The sequence below is a fragment of the Streptosporangium sp. NPDC053982 genome, assembly GCF_055585205.1.
Map to the genome: position 1 here is coordinate 58,758 of NZ_JBVJKQ010000004.1, position 17,246 is coordinate 76,003.

Annotated in this window: 15 protein-coding genes; 9 read left to right on the plus strand and 6 right to left on the minus strand. The window is 73.3% G+C overall.

Annotation, left to right across the window (positions count from 1 at the left end):
- Window positions 1–38: 38 nt before the first annotated feature.
- The gene (locus tag ACZ6W9_RS07735; RefSeq protein WP_470116916.1) at window positions 39–2,258 is read right to left on the minus strand and encodes a thiamine pyrophosphate-dependent enzyme; all 2,220 of its coding nucleotides are present in this window, start codon (window positions 2,256–2,258) and stop codon (window positions 39–41) included.
- Window positions 2,259–2,455: 197 nt separating this feature from the next.
- Here ACZ6W9_RS07735 and ACZ6W9_RS07740 point away from each other — a divergent pair, with 197 nt between their 5' ends.
- Together ACZ6W9_RS07740 and ACZ6W9_RS07745 are read left to right on the plus strand one after the other, a co-directional pair.
- A complete protein-coding gene (locus ACZ6W9_RS07740) occupies window positions 2,456–3,526 on the plus strand; it encodes a hypothetical protein (RefSeq protein ID WP_470116917.1) in 1,071 nt (356 codons plus the stop codon).
- A gap of 449 nt (window positions 3,527–3,975) precedes the next feature.
- On the plus strand, window positions 3,976–4,476 hold the full coding sequence (locus ACZ6W9_RS07745; RefSeq protein ID WP_470116918.1) for a hypothetical protein: 501 nt from the start codon (window positions 3,976–3,978) through the stop codon (window positions 4,474–4,476).
- Window positions 4,477–4,542: 66 nt separating this feature from the next.
- On the opposite strand, the gene ACZ6W9_RS07750 is transcribed toward ACZ6W9_RS07745, so the two are convergent.
- Window positions 4,543–5,181: an SACE_7040 family transcriptional regulator gene (locus tag ACZ6W9_RS07750; protein ID WP_389960880.1), complete on the minus strand. Its 639-nt coding sequence runs from the start codon at window positions 5,179–5,181 to the stop codon at window positions 4,543–4,545.
- Window positions 5,182–5,282: 101 nt separating this feature from the next.
- Between ACZ6W9_RS07750 and ACZ6W9_RS07755 the strand changes: the two genes are divergently transcribed.
- The 5 genes from ACZ6W9_RS07755 (at window position 5,283) to ACZ6W9_RS07775 (ending at window position 11,202) form a co-directional block, all read left to right on the plus strand.
- Window positions 5,283–6,851 carry a carboxyl transferase domain-containing protein gene (locus ACZ6W9_RS07755; protein WP_389960882.1) on the plus strand — a complete coding sequence of 523 codons (1,569 nt, stop codon included), beginning with the start codon at window positions 5,283–5,285 and terminating at the stop codon, window positions 6,849–6,851.
- Between the two features lie 73 nt (window positions 6,852–6,924).
- Window positions 6,925–8,949 carry an acetyl/propionyl/methylcrotonyl-CoA carboxylase subunit alpha gene (locus tag ACZ6W9_RS07760; protein ID WP_470117188.1) on the plus strand — a complete coding sequence of 675 codons (2,025 nt, stop codon included), beginning with the start codon at window positions 6,925–6,927 and terminating at the stop codon, window positions 8,947–8,949.
- Window positions 8,946–9,086 (plus strand): hypothetical protein, encoded by a 141-nt coding sequence (locus ACZ6W9_RS07765; protein WP_470116919.1) that lies wholly within the window; start codon window positions 8,946–8,948, stop codon window positions 9,084–9,086. Before ACZ6W9_RS07760 ends, ACZ6W9_RS07765 begins: the two co-directional genes overlap by 4 nt.
- Window positions 9,086–10,039, plus strand: coding sequence for a hydroxymethylglutaryl-CoA lyase (locus tag ACZ6W9_RS07770; protein WP_470116920.1), 954 nt, complete (start codon window positions 9,086–9,088; stop codon window positions 10,037–10,039). Before ACZ6W9_RS07765 ends, ACZ6W9_RS07770 begins: the two co-directional genes overlap by 1 nt.
- Complete coding sequence (locus tag ACZ6W9_RS07775; protein ID WP_470116921.1) at window positions 10,039–11,202, plus strand: acyl-CoA dehydrogenase family protein; 1,164 nt, start codon at window positions 10,039–10,041, stop codon at window positions 11,200–11,202. The genes ACZ6W9_RS07770 and ACZ6W9_RS07775 overlap by 1 nt, the downstream gene beginning before the upstream one ends.
- 105 nt (window positions 11,203–11,307) lie before the next feature.
- Here the strand turns inward: ACZ6W9_RS07775 and ACZ6W9_RS07780 are convergent, their stop codons facing one another.
- On the minus strand, window positions 11,308–12,453 hold the full coding sequence (locus ACZ6W9_RS07780) for a DUF5685 family protein (protein WP_470116922.1): 1,146 nt from the start codon (window positions 12,451–12,453) through the stop codon (window positions 11,308–11,310).
- A 97-nt stretch (window positions 12,454–12,550) separates the two neighbouring features.
- Window positions 12,551–12,700 (minus strand): hypothetical protein, encoded by a 150-nt coding sequence (locus ACZ6W9_RS07785; RefSeq protein ID WP_470116923.1) that lies wholly within the window; start codon window positions 12,698–12,700, stop codon window positions 12,551–12,553.
- 126 nt (window positions 12,701–12,826) lie between these two features.
- Here ACZ6W9_RS07785 and ACZ6W9_RS07790 point away from each other — a divergent pair, with 126 nt between their 5' ends.
- Complete coding sequence (locus ACZ6W9_RS07790) at window positions 12,827–14,188, plus strand: glycoside hydrolase family 6 protein (protein ID WP_470116924.1); 1,362 nt, start codon at window positions 12,827–12,829, stop codon at window positions 14,186–14,188.
- A gap of 124 nt (window positions 14,189–14,312) precedes the next feature.
- Here the strand turns inward: ACZ6W9_RS07790 and ACZ6W9_RS07795 are convergent, their stop codons facing one another.
- The gene (locus ACZ6W9_RS07795; RefSeq protein ID WP_470116925.1) at window positions 14,313–14,837 is read right to left on the minus strand and encodes a MarR family winged helix-turn-helix transcriptional regulator; all 525 of its coding nucleotides are present in this window, start codon (window positions 14,835–14,837) and stop codon (window positions 14,313–14,315) included.
- A gap of 78 nt (window positions 14,838–14,915) precedes the next feature.
- Here ACZ6W9_RS07795 and ACZ6W9_RS07800 point away from each other — a divergent pair, with 78 nt between their 5' ends.
- Window positions 14,916–15,344, plus strand: a complete 429-nt coding sequence (locus ACZ6W9_RS07800; protein WP_389960904.1) for a DoxX family protein — start codon at window positions 14,916–14,918, stop codon at window positions 15,342–15,344.
- 47 nt (window positions 15,345–15,391) lie between these two features.
- Here ACZ6W9_RS07800 and ACZ6W9_RS07805 read toward each other — a convergent pair whose 3' ends face one another.
- Window positions 15,392–17,194, minus strand: coding sequence for a hypothetical protein (locus tag ACZ6W9_RS07805; protein WP_470116926.1), 1,803 nt, complete (start codon window positions 17,192–17,194; stop codon window positions 15,392–15,394).
- Between the last annotated feature and the right edge of the window lie 52 nt (window positions 17,195–17,246).

A 17,246-nucleotide genomic window follows, 5' to 3' on the forward strand; every position in this document is an offset into this window, starting at 1 on the left:
GGCCGGACGACCGGTTCCCCCAGAGACGCGGCGGAGGGTCAGCCGAGCAGTTTGCGGGCGGCGGCTTCGATCTCGTCCTCCGACAGCAGCACGTGACGCGAGGCGTCTCCCAGGGGGACGAAGCTGTCGGAGGAGGTGACCCTGGCGATCCTGCCGGTGAAGCCCGCGTCCAGCAGTTCGGCGACGACGCCCTCGGAGACCCCGCCGGTACGGCGGGTCTCGTCGGCGATCAGCACGTTGCCGGTCAGCTCGGCCGCGCGCATCAGGTCGTCCACCGGGAGCGGGGACAGCCAGCGCAGGTCCACGACCCGGCAGCCGTAGCCCTCGGCGGTGAGCCGTACCGCGGCGCGCAGGCTCATCCGCACCCCGTTGCCGAACGTGACGATGGTCAGGTCGCGGCCCTCGCCGTAGCTGCGGGCCCGCCCGATCGGGACGTGCGTCTCGGCCCAGCGCGACGGCGGGGCGTACGGCGAGAGCCAGCCGTTGTCGCCGTCGTCGAACAGGTCGCGGGTGTTGTACAGGGCGATCGGCTCCAGGAAGACGCAGACGCCGCCGTCGGTGCGGGCGGCGGCCAGGCAGGTGCGCAGCATCGAGGCCGCGTCGTCGGGCCGGGCGGGGGAGGCCACGACCAGACCGGGGATGTCGCGCAGGGCGGCGACGGAGTTGTCGTTGTGGAAGTGACCGCCGAAGCCCTTCTGGTAGGCGTAGGAGGCGACGCGGACCACCATCGGGTTGCGGAAGGCGCCGCGGGAGAAGAAGGACAGCGTCGCCGCCTCGCCCCTGATCTGGTCGAGGGCGTTGTGCAGGTAGGCGAGGTACTGGATCTCGGGCACCGGCAGCAGCCCGGAGACGCCGGTGCCGAGCGCGAGGCCGAGGACGGCCTGCTCGTCGAGGAGGGTGTCGAACACCTGGCCCGCGCCGAAGCGCCGCTGCAGTCCCCGGGTGACGCCGTAGACGCCGCCCTTGCGGGCGACGTCCTCGCCGAACACCAGCATGCCGGGGTCGGCGGCCAGGGCGTCGGCCAGGGTTCGGTTGATCGCCTGGGAGAGGGTCAGCGGCCCCTCCCGCTCCGGGAGCCTGCCGCCGAACGCCTTCTCCCGGGACGACGCGGCCGTGGAGATGGCCGAGGCGGCCGCGGCGACCCGCTCGGGTGAGCGGGGGGCCAGTGGTTCGACGACCTCGGAGGCGGAGGCGAGCCTGGGCCGCCGCGAGCTCTCCAGCGCCATCTTGAACAGGTGCTCGCGCATCGTCTCGTAGTGCGCGAGGATCTCGTCGGGCGTGGCCAGGCCCGCCTCGACCAGCAGCCGGACCGTGGCGACGAGGGGGTCGCGCCGCAGGTCGGCGTCGATCTCGCGCTTGGTCCGGTAGGACATCTCCACGTCGGAGCCGGCGTGGCCCATCAGCCGTACGGTGCGCAGGTGCAGCAGAGCCGGGGAGCGGCGGGTCCGGACGTGCTCGGCGGCGGCGGCCGCGACGTCGTGGACGTCGGCCAGGTCGCAGCCGTCGGCCGCGAAGTACGGCAGCAGCGGGTGGCGGGCGGCCTCCACCCATCCTTCGGGGGTGCGCACGCTGATGCCCAGGCCGTTGTCCTCGCAGACGAACAGCAGGGGCAGCCTCAGCCGCTGGTAGGCGGTGTAGGCGGCGGTGTTGAAACCGGACAGGGCGCTGGCGTGGTTGACCGAGGCGTCGCCGAGGCCGCAGACCGCGACGGCGTCCTCCGGCCAGGCGCCCGGCACGCCGAGCGCCCGGGCGCGCTCGATGGCGAACGCCACGCCGACCGCGCGCGGCAGGTGGCTGGCGATCGTGGAGGTCTGCGGGATCACGGCCAGCTCGGGGTGGCCGAAGACCTTGTGGCGGCCCCCGGCGATCGGCTCCTCCGCGGCGGCGGTCAGGCCGAGCAGCACGTCGCGCAGCCCTTCCTCGGGCAGCCGTCCGGCCATCGCCGACCTGGCGAGGTAGAAGGCGCCGGAACGGTAGTGCAGGAGCGCGGGATCGGTGGGGCGCAGCGCCGCGGCGACCGCGGCGTTGCCCTCGTGCCCGGCGGAGCCGATGGTGTAGAAACCCTCGCCCCGCTCGCGGAGCCGGCGCGCGGTGACGTCGAGGAGCCTGCTGCCGAGCTGGAACTCGAACAGCTCCCGGCAGCGGGCCCCGGTCAGGGCGGTGCCGTCCCGCACGGGGAGGGCGGGATCCCGCGGCGTCCCCGCGGCGAGGGCGGTCACGGCCTCGGCGAAGTGTGTCTCAACAGTGTCGCGCGCCACAGCTCGATTATGTCCTCCGAGCTGGGCGCCGTCCCGCGCTTGGCCTCTTTGACCTGCCGGATAAGGGTGGAACGGTCTAACTGACAAGGATTTTTGACAGTTTGTCATGTTTAACAACCCTTGACCTGTCTAGTACGTCTACTTGAAGTACGACGTGGCACCCTCATGCCGCGTTCAACCAACGGGAGGACACCCGAATGTTGCAACGCACCAGAGCTGCCGTCGCGCTGACCGTGGGCGTCGGGGCACTCGCCCTGGCCCCCTCCGCCATGGCGGCCACAACGGTCGCGGCGGTCGCGGCGGACCCCGTCGTCGCCAGTGTGAAGGTCGACCCCGACCCGATCGTGGTCACCGGATCACCGGTCGGGGCGGAGTTCACCTTCACCACCTCGGGGGCAGGAAAGGTCGACTTCAAGATCAAGGCGCCTGGCGGGGACTGGACGTCCCTGGAGGTCAAGCCCGCTCCGCACGGCCTCGAGTCGAAGTGGACGGCGACGAAGACCTTCGACGTCAGGAGCCGCGAGGGACAGTGGAGCTACCTCGCCGTCGCCCACGGGGAGGACGGTAAGGAGGACTCCAAGAGCGGCCGGTTCACCGTCGACGTGAAGCGGCACCACCAGCGTCTCGACACCAGGATCGCCGAGTTCAACGCGTGGCCCGAGCCGGTGCGCAAGGGCGGCAGGCTCAACGTCAACGGGCGTCTGCTCGTCGACGGCCGGCACGGCTGGCACGGCTACGCGGACCGCACGGTCGACATCCTCTTCCGCGCCGACGGCTCCTCGCGGTGGGAGAAGGTCGGCTCCGACCGGACCGACCGGTACGGCAGGTTCTCCGAGAGCGGCACCGCCGAGCGGTCCGGAACCTGGCGGGCCGTGTTCGACGGCGGCCGCGGCGTGGAGGGGGCCTACAGCGGCACCGACCACGTGCGGGTCCTGGAGCCCGAGCCCGAACGCGGCGCCAGTCGTGTCATCCAGTTCAACGCCTCGCCGGAGCCCGTCCGCCACGGCCGGTACCTGAGCTTCACCGGCAGGCTCCAGATCGACGACTCCGGCTGGGAGGGCTACCGCGCCAAGGTGGGCCTGTACTTCAAGCCCGCGGGGTCGAGCAAGTGGAGCCACGTCAGGAACACGTGGTCCAACGGCTCCGGCCGCCTCTACACCAAGGCCAAGGCCTACCGGTCGGGGCACTGGAAGTTCGTCTTCGCCGGTGACGACGACTTCCGTCCGGACTCCAGTGGCAGCGACTACGTCAGGGTGATCAGGCACTGACGTCCGCTCCGGCGCCGCCCCCGCCAGGGGCGGCGCCGGCCGGTCCGGATGCGGCCCGGGCGCTTCGGCGTCCGGGCCGTTCCCATTCCCGGCTCCATGCGCCTCCGTGCCGGCCGGGACGGATCGGGGTCCGGTGGGGCCAGGCGGCTTTTCATCCCCCTGGGGAAATCCCGCATGATGGCGGGTTTTTTGGTGCACCCTTGGCCGTTCGCCCGGTGATTTCCCGCTCTAAATCCATTCATGTCGGAATCCACCTCTACGGCCGCGATGGCCTGGTCTTATATCTGAATACAGTGATATTCCTCCCCAATCACTCATGCGCCGATCGAGATGATCGGTAACTTTTATCGGGGAAGCCATCCGCCTTTCTGGGGGTCGTTTTGCCGTCAGCAAACATGGCCGGTGCGAGCATCTATTCAGAGCATCACCGATCATGACAAGGGGGAGGAATGCTCCGAAAACTTATTCCGCTTCTGGCTGCGATCACCGTGGCCGGATCGATGGCCGCCACCTCGGCGGCGGCGGAGGCCGCGTCCGCGCCCGCCGCCCGCGCGGGGGTGGCCGAGGGGGCGGCCGCGGCGAAGGGGGACGCCAAGGAGGCCACCTGCCAGCCCGGCTCGCCGTGCGCGTACGTCAACTGCGGCCCGGGTCGGGTCTGCGTGCCCCATCCCAGGCAGTGCCTGACGCTGCCCTGCCCGCAGTACGACTGCGTGCCCTCGGGCTACCCGAGGCCGCCGGTGTACTACCCGCCGTATCCGTATCCGAGGCCGCCGGTCTACTACCCGCCGTACCCGTACCCGAGGCCGCCGTACCCGCCGGTGGGGTACCCGCCGTATCCGAGGCCGCCGTACCCGCCGGTGGGGTACCCGCCGTATCCGAGGCCGCCGTACCCGCCGCCGTACCCGCCACCGCACCCGCTGCCGCGCCCGATGACGGCTCCGGGCAGCTGACACCCCGGCAGGCTCGGCGGCCCCGCCTGAGTCGTTGACGGCGGCGGACCCACGGGTCCGCCGCCGTTAGCGTTCCTTAACCACGACCGTGGCGAGCGCCGCGCGGGCCATCCCGCGCAGCAGCCTGGCCATCAGCTCGGGCGCGAGGTCGCCCGCGCTGTGCGGCGTGGAGTTGAGCAGCCCGAAGACGGCGTGGGTGGCGGCGCGCAGCCGCGCCGCGGGGCAGGAGGGATAGATCTCGCTCAGCACGGTCACCCACTCCTCCACGTACAGCCGCTGCAGGCGCCTGATCCGGCGCCGGGCGGGCTCGGGGACGTTGCCGAGCTCGCGATCGTGCACGGTGATCAGCGCCGGATGGCTGAGCGCGAACTCGATCTGCCCGTTGAGCAGGGCGTCCAGGGCGTGTTCGGCGTCGGGGGCCTCGGTGACGCACCTTCCCGCCGAGGCGTGCAGGCGCTCGCTGACGTCCAGCAGCATCTCGGCCAGCAGGGCCTCCTTACCGCTGAAGTGCCGGTAGAGGGCGGGGCCCGAGACGCCGACCGCGCCGCCGATGTCCTCGATGGACACACCGTGGAAGCCGCGCGCGGCGAACAGCGCGGCGGCGGCGTCGAGTATCTCCACGCGTCGCGAGCCGCGGGCGCGAGCGGAGGGCGGAGCGGTCGTCACACCCGCATGGTAGACGCTGACGTTAACGATGACTAACATCTTCGGTGAAGACGACGTTGTCATCCACCGGCCCGCGGCGACGCGGCCGGGCGGCGGTCGCGGTCGTGACGGCCGGGCCGCCGCGCCGAAGAGGAGAGCGCATGAGTGGCTGGCCGGTGCTGCGAAGCACCTGCGATCCGGGCGGTGACGCCTTCAAGGGCAACGCCGAGGTCAACGAACGGCTGGTGGCCGAGCTGCGCGAACGCGTCGCCGTCGCCGCGCTGGGCGGCCCGGAGCGGTCGCGGGCCAGACACGTCTCACGCGGCAAGCTGCTGCCCCGCGACCGGGTCGACACCCTCCTGGACCCGGGGTCGCGCTTCCTGGAGCTGTCCCAGCTCGCGGCGAACGGGATGTACGGCGGCGACGCCCCGGCGGCCGGGATCATCACCGGCGTCGGCCGCGTCTCCGGCCGAGAGTGCGTGGTCGTCGCCAACGACGCCACCGTCAAGGGCGGCACCTACTACCCGATGACGGTCAAGAAGCACCTGCGGGCCCAGGAGGTCGCCCTCCACAACCACCTGCCGTGCGTCTACCTCGTCGACTCCGGCGGCGCGTTCCTGCCCCGGCAGGACGAGGTCTTCCCCGACCGCGAGCACTTCGGCCGGATCTTCTACAACCAGGCCACCATGTCGGCGCGCGGCATCCCGCAGATCGCCGCCGTCCTCGGCTCCTGCACGGCCGGCGGCGCCTACGTCCCGGCGATGAGCGACGAGGCGGTCATCGTGCGGAACCAGGGCACGATCTTCCTGGGCGGGCCGCCGCTGGTGAAGGCCGCCACCGGCGAGGAGGTCACCGCCGAGGAGCTCGGCGGCGGCGACCTGCACTCGCGGGTCAGCGGCGTCACCGACCACCTGGCCGAGGACGACTCCCACGCGCTGCGGATCGTCCGCGACATCGTCTCCACCCTCGCCCCGCGCACCCCCGCGCCGTGGGAGCGCGCCGCCCCGGAGGAGCCGGCGCACGACCCCCGCGACCTGTACGGGATCGTCCCGGCCGACACCCGCACACCGTACGACGTGCGCGAGGTCATCGCTCGGATCGTGGACGGCAGCCGGTTCGGCGAGTTCAAGGCCGAGTACGGCGCCACCCTCGTCACCGGCTTCGCCCGCATCCACGGCCACCCGGTGGGGATCATCGCCAACAACGGCATCCTGTTCGCCGAGTCCGCCCTCAAGGGCGCGCACTTCATCGAGCTGTGCGACCGCCGCTCCATCCCCCTGGTCTTCCTGCAGAACATCAGCGGGTTCATGGTCGGGCGGGCCTACGAGGCCGGCGGCATCGCCAAGCACGGCGCCAAGATGGTCACCGCGGTCGCCTGCGCCAGGGTGCCCAAGCTCACCGTGGTCGTCGGAGGCTCGTTCGGCGCGGGCAACTACGCCATGGCCGGACGGGCCTACTCGCCCCGGTTCCTGTGGATGTGGCCGAACGCCCGCATCTCCGTGATGGGCGGCGAGCAGGCCGCCAACGTGCTGTCCACGGTCGGCGACGCCGACCCCGACGCCATCCGCAGGCAGTACGAGGACCAGGGCAACCCCTACTACTCCACCGCCCGGCTCTGGGACGACGGCGTCATCGACCCCCTCGACACCCGCACCGTCCTGGGCCTGGCCCTGTCCGCCGCGGCCAACGCCCCCCTCGACCCCGTCGGCTACGGCGTCTTCCGGATGTGAGTGCCCCATGACCAACCCTGCAGCCAACGACCCGACCGGCCCGGGGGCCGCCCGCCCCGGGGCCGGGCCCGGGATGTTCGACACCGTCCTGATCGCCAACCGCGGCGAGATCGCCCTGCGCGTCATCCGGACGCTCCGGCGGCTCGGCGTCCGCTCCGTCGCCGTGTACAGCGACGCCGACGCCGGCGCCCGGCACGTCCGCGAGGCCGACGTCGCGGTCCGCCTCGGCGGCGGCTACCTCGACATCGACCGGATCCTGGCCGCCGCCGAGGCGACCGGCGCCCAGGCCGTCCACCCCGGATACGGGTTCCTGGCGGAGAACGCCGTCTTCGCCCGGCGCTGCGCCGAGGCCGGGCTGGTGTTCGTCGGCCCGCCGCCCGGGGCCATCGAGGCCATGGGCGACAAGATCCGGGCCAAGGAGACCGTGGCCGCGGCCGGGGTCCCCGTCGTGCCCGGCGGAGCCGAACCCGGCGACGACCTCGTCGCGGCGGCCGAGCGGGTCGGCTTCCCCGCGCTGATCAAGCCGTCCGCGGGCGGCGGCGGCAAGGGCATGGTGCTCGTGCGCTCCGCCGGGGAGCTGCCCGAGGCGCTGGCGTCGGCCCGCCGTACGGCCGCCGCGGCGTTCGGCGACGCGACCCTGCTGATCGAGCGGTTCGTGGACAACCCCCGCCACATCGAGATCCAGGTGATGGCCGACGCGCACGGCAATGTCGTCCACCTCGGCGAGCGCGAGTGCAGCCTCCAGCGCCGTCACCAGAAGATCATCGAGGAGGCGCCGTCCCCGCTGCTCGACGACGCCGCACGGGCCCGCATGGGCGCGGCGGCGGTCGAGGCGGCCAGGGCCGTCGGCTACGTCGGCGCCGGCACCGTCGAGTTCATCGTCCAGGGCGCCACCGGCGACTACTACTTCATGGAGATGAACACCCGCCTGCAGGTCGAGCATCCGGTCACCGAGCTGGTCACCGGCCTGGACCTGGTCGAGCTGCAGTTGCGGGCCGCCGCCGGCGAGCCGCTGCCGCTCACCCAGGAGGAGGTGCGGCTGCGCGGCCACGCAGTGGAGGCCCGTGTCTACGCCGAGGATCCCTCCCGGGGCTTCCTGCCGACCGGCGGCCGGGTCCTGGCGCTGCGCGAGCCCGAGGGCGTCCGGGTCGACTCCGGCCTGATGACCGGCGGGACGGTCGGCAGCGACTACGACCCGATGCTGTCCAAGGTGATCGCCTGGGGTCCCGACCGGGCGAGCGCGCTGCGGCGGCTGGACGGGGCGCTCGCCGGGACGGTCGTTCTCGGCGTGCCGACCAACGTCTCCTTCCTGCGCGCCCTGCTCACCCACCCCGAGGTGGTCTCCGGGGCCCTCGACACAGGTCTGGTCGAGCGCCATCTCGGCGAGCTCGCCGCGGGCGGAGCCGTACCCGCCGACGTGCCGGTCGCCGCAGCCCTGCTCCTGCACCACGAGCGGACGCCCGCCATGCCGGCCGACCCGTGGGACGTGCCCGACGGCTGGCGGCTCGGGGACGCGGCGTGGACCGCGTGGCGGCTGGAGAGCCGCGACGGCGTGACCGAGGTGCGGGTGCGCGGGCTCCCCGGGTCTCCCGCCGGGGCCGAGGTGCGCCCGGCCGCCGGTGGGGCCGGTGAGGGCCGGGACGCCGGGGCCGCCGGGGCTCCGGAGGACGCCGGAGCCGTGCGGGCGACGCTGGTCCTGGACGGCGACGACCTGCTCGTCACCCTGGACGGGGTCCGCAGGCGCTACGCCGTCGCCCGCGACGGCGACACCGTCTGGCTGGGCCGCGACGGCGCCTCCTGGGCCCTGACCCGCCACCACCTCGGCGACCCTGGGGACCGCGCGGGCGCGGGCGGAGCGGCCGACGGGGTGGTCCGCAGCCCCATGCCCGGCACGGTCCTGGTGGTCAAGGCCGGGGTCGGAGAGGGCGTCGCCGAGGGCCAGCCGCTGGTCATCGTCGAGGCGATGAAGATGGAGCACACCGTGACCGCGCCGGTCGCCGGCGTCGTCGCCGAGCTGCCGGTGCGGGCGGGCCAGGCGGTCGAGATGGACGCCGTGCTGGCGGTCGTCCGGCCGCGGGACGAGGAGGAGCGGCGGTGACGCGCGAGCCGTACACGGCGGGACGGAACCCGATGCGCGAGCCGTACGCGGCGGGGCGGAAACCGATGCGTGAGCCGTACGCGGTGGAGCGGAAGCCGATGCGCGAGCCGTGCACGACGGCGGGACGGGAGGCGTGATGCGTGAGCCGTACGCGGTCCGGGAGGCCGGGCTGCCCGACCGGGTCACGGTCTACGAGGTCGGGCCGCGCGACGGGCTGCAGAACGAGAAGGCGGTCGTGCCCGTCGAGGTCAAGGCCGAGTTCGTCGCCCGGCTGGTCGCGGCCGGGCACCGGGTGATCGAGACGACCAGCTTCGTGCACCCCAGGTGGGTGCCACAGCTCGCCGACGCCGCCGAGCTGCTGGGCCTCGTCGAGAAGGTCCCCGGCGTGCGCTACCCGGTGCTCGTCCCCAACGAGCGCGGCCTGGACCGGGCGCTGGAGCACGGCGTCGAGGAGATCGCGGTCTTCGCCAGCGCCACCGAGACCTTCGCCCGCCGCAACCTCAACCGGACGCTCGCCTCGCAGTTCGAGATGTTCGAGCCGGTCGTGGCGCGGGCGCTGGAGCACGGCCTGCGGGTGCGGGCGTACGTGTCGATGTGCTTCGGCGACCCCTGGGAGGGCCCCACCCCGGTCCGCCAGGTCGTCGAGGTCGGCCGCAGGCTGCTCGACATGGGCTGCTTCGAGCTGTCGCTCGGCGACACGATCGGCGTCGGCACCCCCGGGCACGTCACCGCGCTGATCGGCGCGTTCGGCGGGCCCTCCGGGCTGGCCGTGCACTTCCACGACACCTACGGTCAGGCCCTGGCCAACACCCTGGCCGCGCTGCGGGCGGGCGTGACCGTGGTCGACGCCTCCACCGGCGGCATCGGCGGCTGCCCGTACGCCGGGAGCGCCACCGGCAACCTCGCCACCGAGGACCTGGTGTGGATGCTGCACGGCCTCGGCGTCGAGACGGGTCTCGACCTCGCCTCGCTGGTGGAGACCAGCACCTGGCTGGCCGCGCGACTCGGCCGTCCCAGCCCTTCCCGGGTCGTCCAGGCGCTGGGGGAGACCCCCACCGGCGCCGCGGCCGGCCACGACGTCAAGGAGTGATGACGATGCCCAAGCTCGGAGACGAGTACGAGGAGCTGCGCAAGACCGTCGAGGCGTTCGCCCGCGACGTGGTCGCCCCGGTGATCGGGGACTTCTACGAGCGCGAGGAGTTCCCCTACGACATCGTGCGGCAGATGGGCGCGATGGGCCTGTTCGGCCTGCCGATCCCCGAGGAGCACGGCGGCATGGGCGGCGACTACTTCGCCCTGTGCCTCGCCCTGGAGGAGCTGGCCCGCGTCGACTCCAGCGTGGCCATCACCCTGGAGGCCGCGGTGTCGCTGGGCGCGATGCCGATCTACCGGTTCGGCACCGACGCCCAGCGCGCCGAGTGGCTGCCCCGGCTGGCGGCGGGCGAGACGCTCGGCGCCTTCGGCCTCACCGAGCCGGGCGGCGGTTCCGACGTGCCCGGCGGCATGCGCACCACCGCCGTGCTGGACGGCGACGAGTGGGTGATCAACGGCTCCAAGGCGTTCATCACCAACTCCGGCACCGACATCACCGGCGTCGTCGGGGTGGCCGCCATCACGGGCAGCCGCCCGGACGGCAGGCCGGAGATCTCCACGATCCTGGTGCCGTCGGGCACGCCCGGCTTCACCGTCTCCAAGAAGTACTCCAAGGTCGGCTGGAACGCCTCCGACACCCGCGAGCTGTCCTTCTCCGACTGCCGGGTCCCGGTGGCCAACCTGCTCGGCGAGCGGGGCAGGGGCTACGCCCAGTTCCTGCAGACCCTCGACGAGGGCCGCGTCGCCATCGCCGCCCTCTCGGTCGGCCTGGCCCAGGGCTGCGTGGACGAGTGCCTGCGCTACGTCCGCGAGCGCCAGGCGTTCGGCCACCCGATCGGCCACTACCAGGCCATCCAGTTCAAGATCGCCGACATGGAGGCCAGGACCCACACCTCCCGCCTGGCCTACTACCACGCCGCCGAGCGGATGCTGGCCGGGGAGCCCTTCAAGAAGGAGGCGGCCATCGCCAAGCTCGTCTCCAGCAACGCCGCGATGGACAACGCCCGCGACGCCACGCAGATCTTCGGCGGGTACGGCTTCATGAACGAGTACCCGGTCGGCCGCTTCTACCGCGACGCCAAGATCCTGGAGATCGGCGAGGGCACCAGCGAGGTCCAGCGCATGCTCATCAGCCGCGAACTGGGCCTCGCCGACCTCTGAGCCACCGCGCCGGCGCCGGTGGCCGGAGCGCCGCTCCGGCCACCGGCTCGTTGACGTGGCGCACGTAGCCGATGCGCCTGAGACGGCGGCGGGTGTTCCGTACGGCTAGCAGTCGCAGCCGCAGCCGTCGCAACCGCAGCCGTCGTCGCCGCAGCAGTTGCAGCAATCACAGCAGTCGCAGCAGCTCCCGCAGTCCGGGCACCCGTCGCAGCCGCAGTCGCAGCGGTCCCAGCACGACTTGTAGCGCTCCTCGTCCCACGGCGGCCGGTACAGCCCGCAGGTGCAGCAGGTCATCGCGGCGCACGCGATCGACAGCAGGCCCCCGGGGTCGGGCTTGAGGCGCGGGTCGCGCGGCGGCGCCTCGGGAGGCCCCGGCACCCCGGGGACCTCCTGCCGCTCCCGGCCCGCCAGGGCGAAGACGCGGTCGGCCGAGCGCCGGGTCTCCTTCACCAGCAGCGCCCGCACCAGCGTGCGCCGCTCCAGGTCCAGGTCGGCCACGGCCAGTTTCAGGCCGAGCAGCGCGTCGTCGGCGTGCCGCCGGGCGGCGGCGAGATCGGTGCCGGAGGCCGTCAGCGGGTTGTAGGCGCCGGAGGCCCGGTCGCCGCCCAGGTCCTCCACCGCGTCGAGCAGGTGGGCCAGGCGGCCGAAGTGGCGTCCCGCCTCCATGAGGGCCTCGCGGTTGTGCGGTTTCCCGGCGAGCAGCGCCGTGTGCCCGAAGGCGGCGGCGACCGCCTCCTCGGCGGGCGCGGTGAGCTCCAGGAGCCCCAGGCCCGGGGTGCTCTCCAGCCGTGCCTGCGCCTCGGCCGCGCGCAGCAGCGGCTCGGGGACGAACCCGAGGTCGCCGGCCGTACGGGCGCCCGCGGCGGACCAGCGGGCGGCGACCTTACCGGCGGCGAGGGCCACGGGGCGGCGGGCGTAGGCGCCGTCGCCGTCGGCGATGTGGTCGGCGACCTTGCCGGCCGCCAGGATCAGCGAGACCGCCGCGGCCAGCCGTACCCCCTCGGCCTCGGCGACGTCGGCGCCCTTGAACCCGCGCAGGGCGCAGGCCCCGGCCCGGCGGCGCGCGGCGGGGGTGGTCGCCTGCGCCTCGGTGAGGACCGAGACGAGCAGGCCGTCGTAGTTGGTCACCAGCCGGGCGGCGTGGCCGTGCTCGTCCCGCAGGGCGAGGCAGAGCCCGCACAGGTGCGCCATCCACTCCTTGAACAGCCCGCCGCACATCCCGTGCCGGCACGGCCGAACGATTCCGAACACATGAGCTCCCTGGTGCGAATGGGATAAATGGTGCCATCTATCGGTCGCACCGGGTGCATGGGAAGAGGGCTCCGCGGTGATCCGGATGCGCGCGCCGTCAGACCTTGACGACGCCGGCTCCCCGGCCGCAGAGCACGGCGAGGTCGTCGGGATCCGAGGCGAGGACGGTGACGGGGCCGGGGTCGCGCATGGCGTCGGTTGCGGCCGGGCCGTGGTCTTCGTCTTCGGGGAGAAGTGAAACTTTCAACGGTTACGGGGGTCGTAGTCGCAGGTCGGGGGTGCGGGACGGCAGGGACGGACCGTGTTCACTGGAGGCGGGGGAGACGGACTCGTTAATGTGGGAGCGCTCCCACCCCCTGCTCAAGGAGTCCCCATGCGAAGAAGGCCGATCCTCGCCGCGCTCGGCGCGGCCCTGGCCGTGGCGACCGGCGTCGCGGCGTCCGTGGCGTCGTTGGCCTCCGGTGCCGCCGCGGCCGACTCCCCCTTCTACGTCGACCCGGAGACCGGCGCGGCCAAGTGGGTCGCGGCCAACCCCGGCGACTCCCGCGCGCCGGTCATCCGCGACCGGATCGCCGCCGTCCCGCAGGCCCGGTGGTTCACCACGACCAACACCTCCACCGTGCGCGGCCAGGTGTCGGCGTTCGTCGGCGCCGCCGCGAGCGCCGGCAAGACGCCCATCCTGGTGGTCTACAACATCCCCAACCGCGACTGCAGCGGCGCCAGCGCCGGCGGCGCGCCGAGCCACACGGCCTACCGGCAGTGGATCGACGAGGTCGCCGCGGGCCTGCAGGGACGCCCCGCGTCGATCATCCTGGAGCCCGACGTCCTGCCGATCATGACGAGCTGCATGAACTCGTCCCAGCAGCAGGAGACCAACGCCTCCATGGCGTACGCCGGCAAGAAGCTCAAGGCCGCCTCGTCGGCGGCGAAGGTCTACTTCGACATCGGCCACTCGGGCTGGCTGTCCGCCTCCGACGCCGCCGCCCGCCTGAGGGCCGCCGGCATCGCCGACAGCGGTGACGGCTTCTCCCTCAACGTCTCCAACTACCGCTGGACCTCCACCGAGGTCGCGTACGCCAAGAACATCATCTCCGCCACCGGGATCTCCCGGCTGCGCGCCGTGATCGACACCAGCCGCAACGGCAACGGCCCGCAGGGCAGCGAGTGGTGCGACCCCGGGGGGCGGGCGATCGGCACGCCGAGCACGACCAGCACCGGCGACTCGGCGATCGACGCGTTCCTCTGGATCAAGCTTCCCGGCGAGTCGGACGGCTGCATCGGCCCGGCCGGGCAGTTCGTGCCGCAGCGCGCCTACGAACTGGCCATGGCGGCGCCGCAGCCCACCGTCCCGCCCACGGTGACCCCCACGCCCACGGTGTCCCCCACCTCCACCCCGACCCAGACACCCACGACGCCTCCGCCCGGCGACCGGACCTGCACGGCCGACTACAAGGTCGTCAGCTCCTGGCAGGGCGGCTTCCAGGCCGAGGTGACGGTACGGAACACCGGCGGGCAGAGCATCAACGGCTGGACGGTGAACTGGACCTTCCCCAGCGGTCAGACCATCACCCAGCTCTGGAGCGGTAAGTACACCCAGAGCGGTTCCGCCGTCACGGTGAAGAACGTCGACTACAACGGCGCCCTCCCCTCCGGCGGCACCACGTCCTTCGGCTTCACCGGCAACGCGCCCGGGACCTCCGGCGCGCCGGCCTCGGTCGGCTGCGCCGCCGCCTGACCCGGCGGCGCGGCCCCTGCCGGTACGGCTCGCGCGGACCACGCGCCCCCGCGCGCGGGCCGTACCGGCTCCCGTCCCGCGGCCCCCACGGCGCCGCGGGGCGGGCTTTCGCGTGCCTGCGTGCCTACGTGCCCGCCGTGTCCGCCCCGGTCCCGGTCCCGGTCCCGGCCCCGGCCCTGGCCCCGGCCTCGGAGGGTGACGCCATCGCCGCCGCGGCCCTGGACATGATCCGCGTCATGCCGGCCAGTTCCTCGGGGGTGAGCCGGTCGATCAGGAACGCGCGGACGACGGCCACGTGGCCGGGGGCGGTCTTCTCCAGGCAGCGCATGCCCTGGTCGGTCAGCACGGCGAGGACGCCCCGCTCGTCGGACGGGCAGGCCGCCCGCTCGACGAGACCGCGTTTCTCCAGCCGGCCGACCTGGTAGGTGAGCCCGCTCTTGGAGACCACGGCCCTGCGTGCGAGCTCGGTCATGCGCATGCGGCGCCCGGGGGCGGCGGAGAGCTTGGCGAGGATCTCGTACTGGGCGTGGGTCAGCCCCGAGTCGGCCTTCAGCTGCTCCTCGATGCGCCGTTCGAGCATGTGCGAGGCGGTGAGATAGGCCATCCAGGCGCCCATCTCGGCCTCGCTCAGCCATGGGGTGTCCTTCACGGACCCAGTGTACGGGTTGTTCAAATTTGAACCAGCGGCTAGGTTGTTGTTCAAATTCGAACTGACAGAGGAGTGGCAATGCTCGACAGGATTCGGCCCTTCGCCCTGCTGCTGGGGAGGATCGGCATCGGAGTGATCTTCCTCGTCCACGGGTGGCAGAAGTTCACCACCATGGGGATCTCCGGGACGACGGCGTTCTTCGAGCAGATCGGGATCCCGCTGCCTGGCCTGGCGGCCCCGGCGGTGGCCGTGCTGGAGGTCGTCGGCGGGATCGCGTTCATCGTCGGCGCGGCGCTGCCGGTGTTCGGCGTCCTGCTCGCCCTGGACATGGCCGGCGCGATCGTCTTCGTCCACGGGGCCAACGGGTTCGCGGCCGACAAGGGGGGATACGAGTTCGTCCTGGCCCTCGCCGCGGCGGCCCTGGCCATCGGCTTCAGCGGCGGCGGGGCGCTGGCCGTGGACGGCCTGTGGCGGCGGGGCCGCCGGACCGAGGCCGTGACCGTCTGAGACGGCCCGCCCGGCCGTGAAAAGGGCCCGGGCGGGCCGGGGGAGGCTCAGCCGGGGAGCTGGGCCTCCAGGCGGTAGCCGTCCACGGTGACGTACACCTGGTCGCCCGGCCGGGCGTTCAGGCGCATGAGCACCGGCTGGAGCGAGTCGAAGACGGGCTGGTCGCGCCAGACCAGCACCACCGCGTTGTCGCCGGGGCCGGTCACCGACAGGAGCGTGCCCGGACGCATGCCGAGCCTGGTGGCGTACCCCTCGGGCACCGCCACCGGGCCGCCCCGCAGGTGCTCGCTGGTCACCTCGATCCGCTGCCAGCGGCTCGGGTCGGTGCCCGGACCGGAGGAGCTCGGCGGACCGGACGGCGGGTGCAGCGGGGTCCGCCGGCTGGAGACCAGGTGCGGGCGGCCGTTGCCGGACAGGGCCGACAGGGTCGCCAGCGCGGCGCGCGGGTCGATGGAGCCGGGGTTGACCTGCGGGATCGGCTGACCGCCGCGATGGTTGTTGTGGGCGTTGGAGCCCGGGGTGCGGCGCGGGAGCTGACCGCCCTGGCCGGGGGAGCCGGCGCCGCCCTGCTGCGGGGAGCCCTGGTTCCCGGCCGGGGAGTTGTTCAGGGCGACCAGCCACGCCGGGGCGGAGTGGGCGCGGATGCCGAGCTGGCGCTCCATGAGCGCGACCACGTCGGCGTCGGACGGCTGCCCGGCCAGCAGCTGGCGGGTCCGGTCGCGCAGGCCGCCGAGATCCCCGACGACCAGCCAGCCGTCCTGGAGCCGCCGGTCGGGCATGAGCGTGACCAGCACCCGCCACAGCGGCGTGCGGAGCGTGGGGACCTCGACCGGGTGCGCCGGGTCGGCCGCGATGAGCTGCTCCTCGGTCGCCGCCGAGCCCAGCCACTCGGTGAGCCCGAACATGTGACCGGTGAGCGGGGCCGACTCCGGCGAGCGCAGCCACAGCAGGATGCGCTCCTCGGCGGTGCGCTGGGCCGCCGACAGGGCGTCGCGGCCGGCGTTGAGCCTGTGGGCGAGCGCGCGCAGGCTGATCGGGTCGACGGCGAACAACCGTTCCACGGCGACCGCGAGCTCCAGCGGGTTCCAGTCGCGGAACATGTTCTCCACCAGGCGGACCAGCGGGTAGTCGCTGAGATCCACCTGCGGCCGCGCCGGCGCCTGCGCCGCGACGGGCTCGGCCTGCGGCATGGCCGCCGCGGCGGGCTGCGGCGCGCCGGGAGCGGGGGACTGGGCGGGCACCGAGACGGCGGGCGGCGCGGCCGGCGTGGACGGCGCGGCCGGGGCCTGCCGTTCGGGGGCCGCCGAGGTCGCCGGGGTCGCCGCCGGGGCGGCCGTCCGCTCGGCCGTACGGTTCTCCGCGGTCGTTCCCGCAGCGGTCCCGGCCTGCTCCGCGAGCCCGGGAACCCCGGAGACCGCAGAGATCCCGGGAACGCGTCCCAGCACCTCGTGGAACACGGCCGTCACCACGGCCTCGGGGCCGGCCTGGCCGGGCGTGCCGCCCAGGTCGGCGGAGGTCAGCCGGCGCAGCCGGGACCAGCCGCCCAGGGCGGTGATGGCCGCGCGGGCCGGCTCCGGCCATCCGGGCAGGGTGGGATCGACGGTGTGCACGTGCAGGGCGGGCAGCACGTCGCTCAGCGGCAGGTGATCCCAGCGCGACACGGAGAGCCGGGCGAGCCGGTCGCAGATCCAGTCGAGCCCGGCGGTGCCGAGGGCCTTGGTGAGGGTGACCGAGGACCACCAGCCGGCGGGCAGGCGGGGATCGGAGAGGGCTTCGGCGACCTGCTGCGGCCTGCTCCAGCGCAGGGCCGGTACCAGATCACTCAGGCAGATCGATGAATCGGCATCCATCGGTGGACCGCAACCTCCCCAAAGTGACGCATGTGGCTAATGGTGCAGCTTA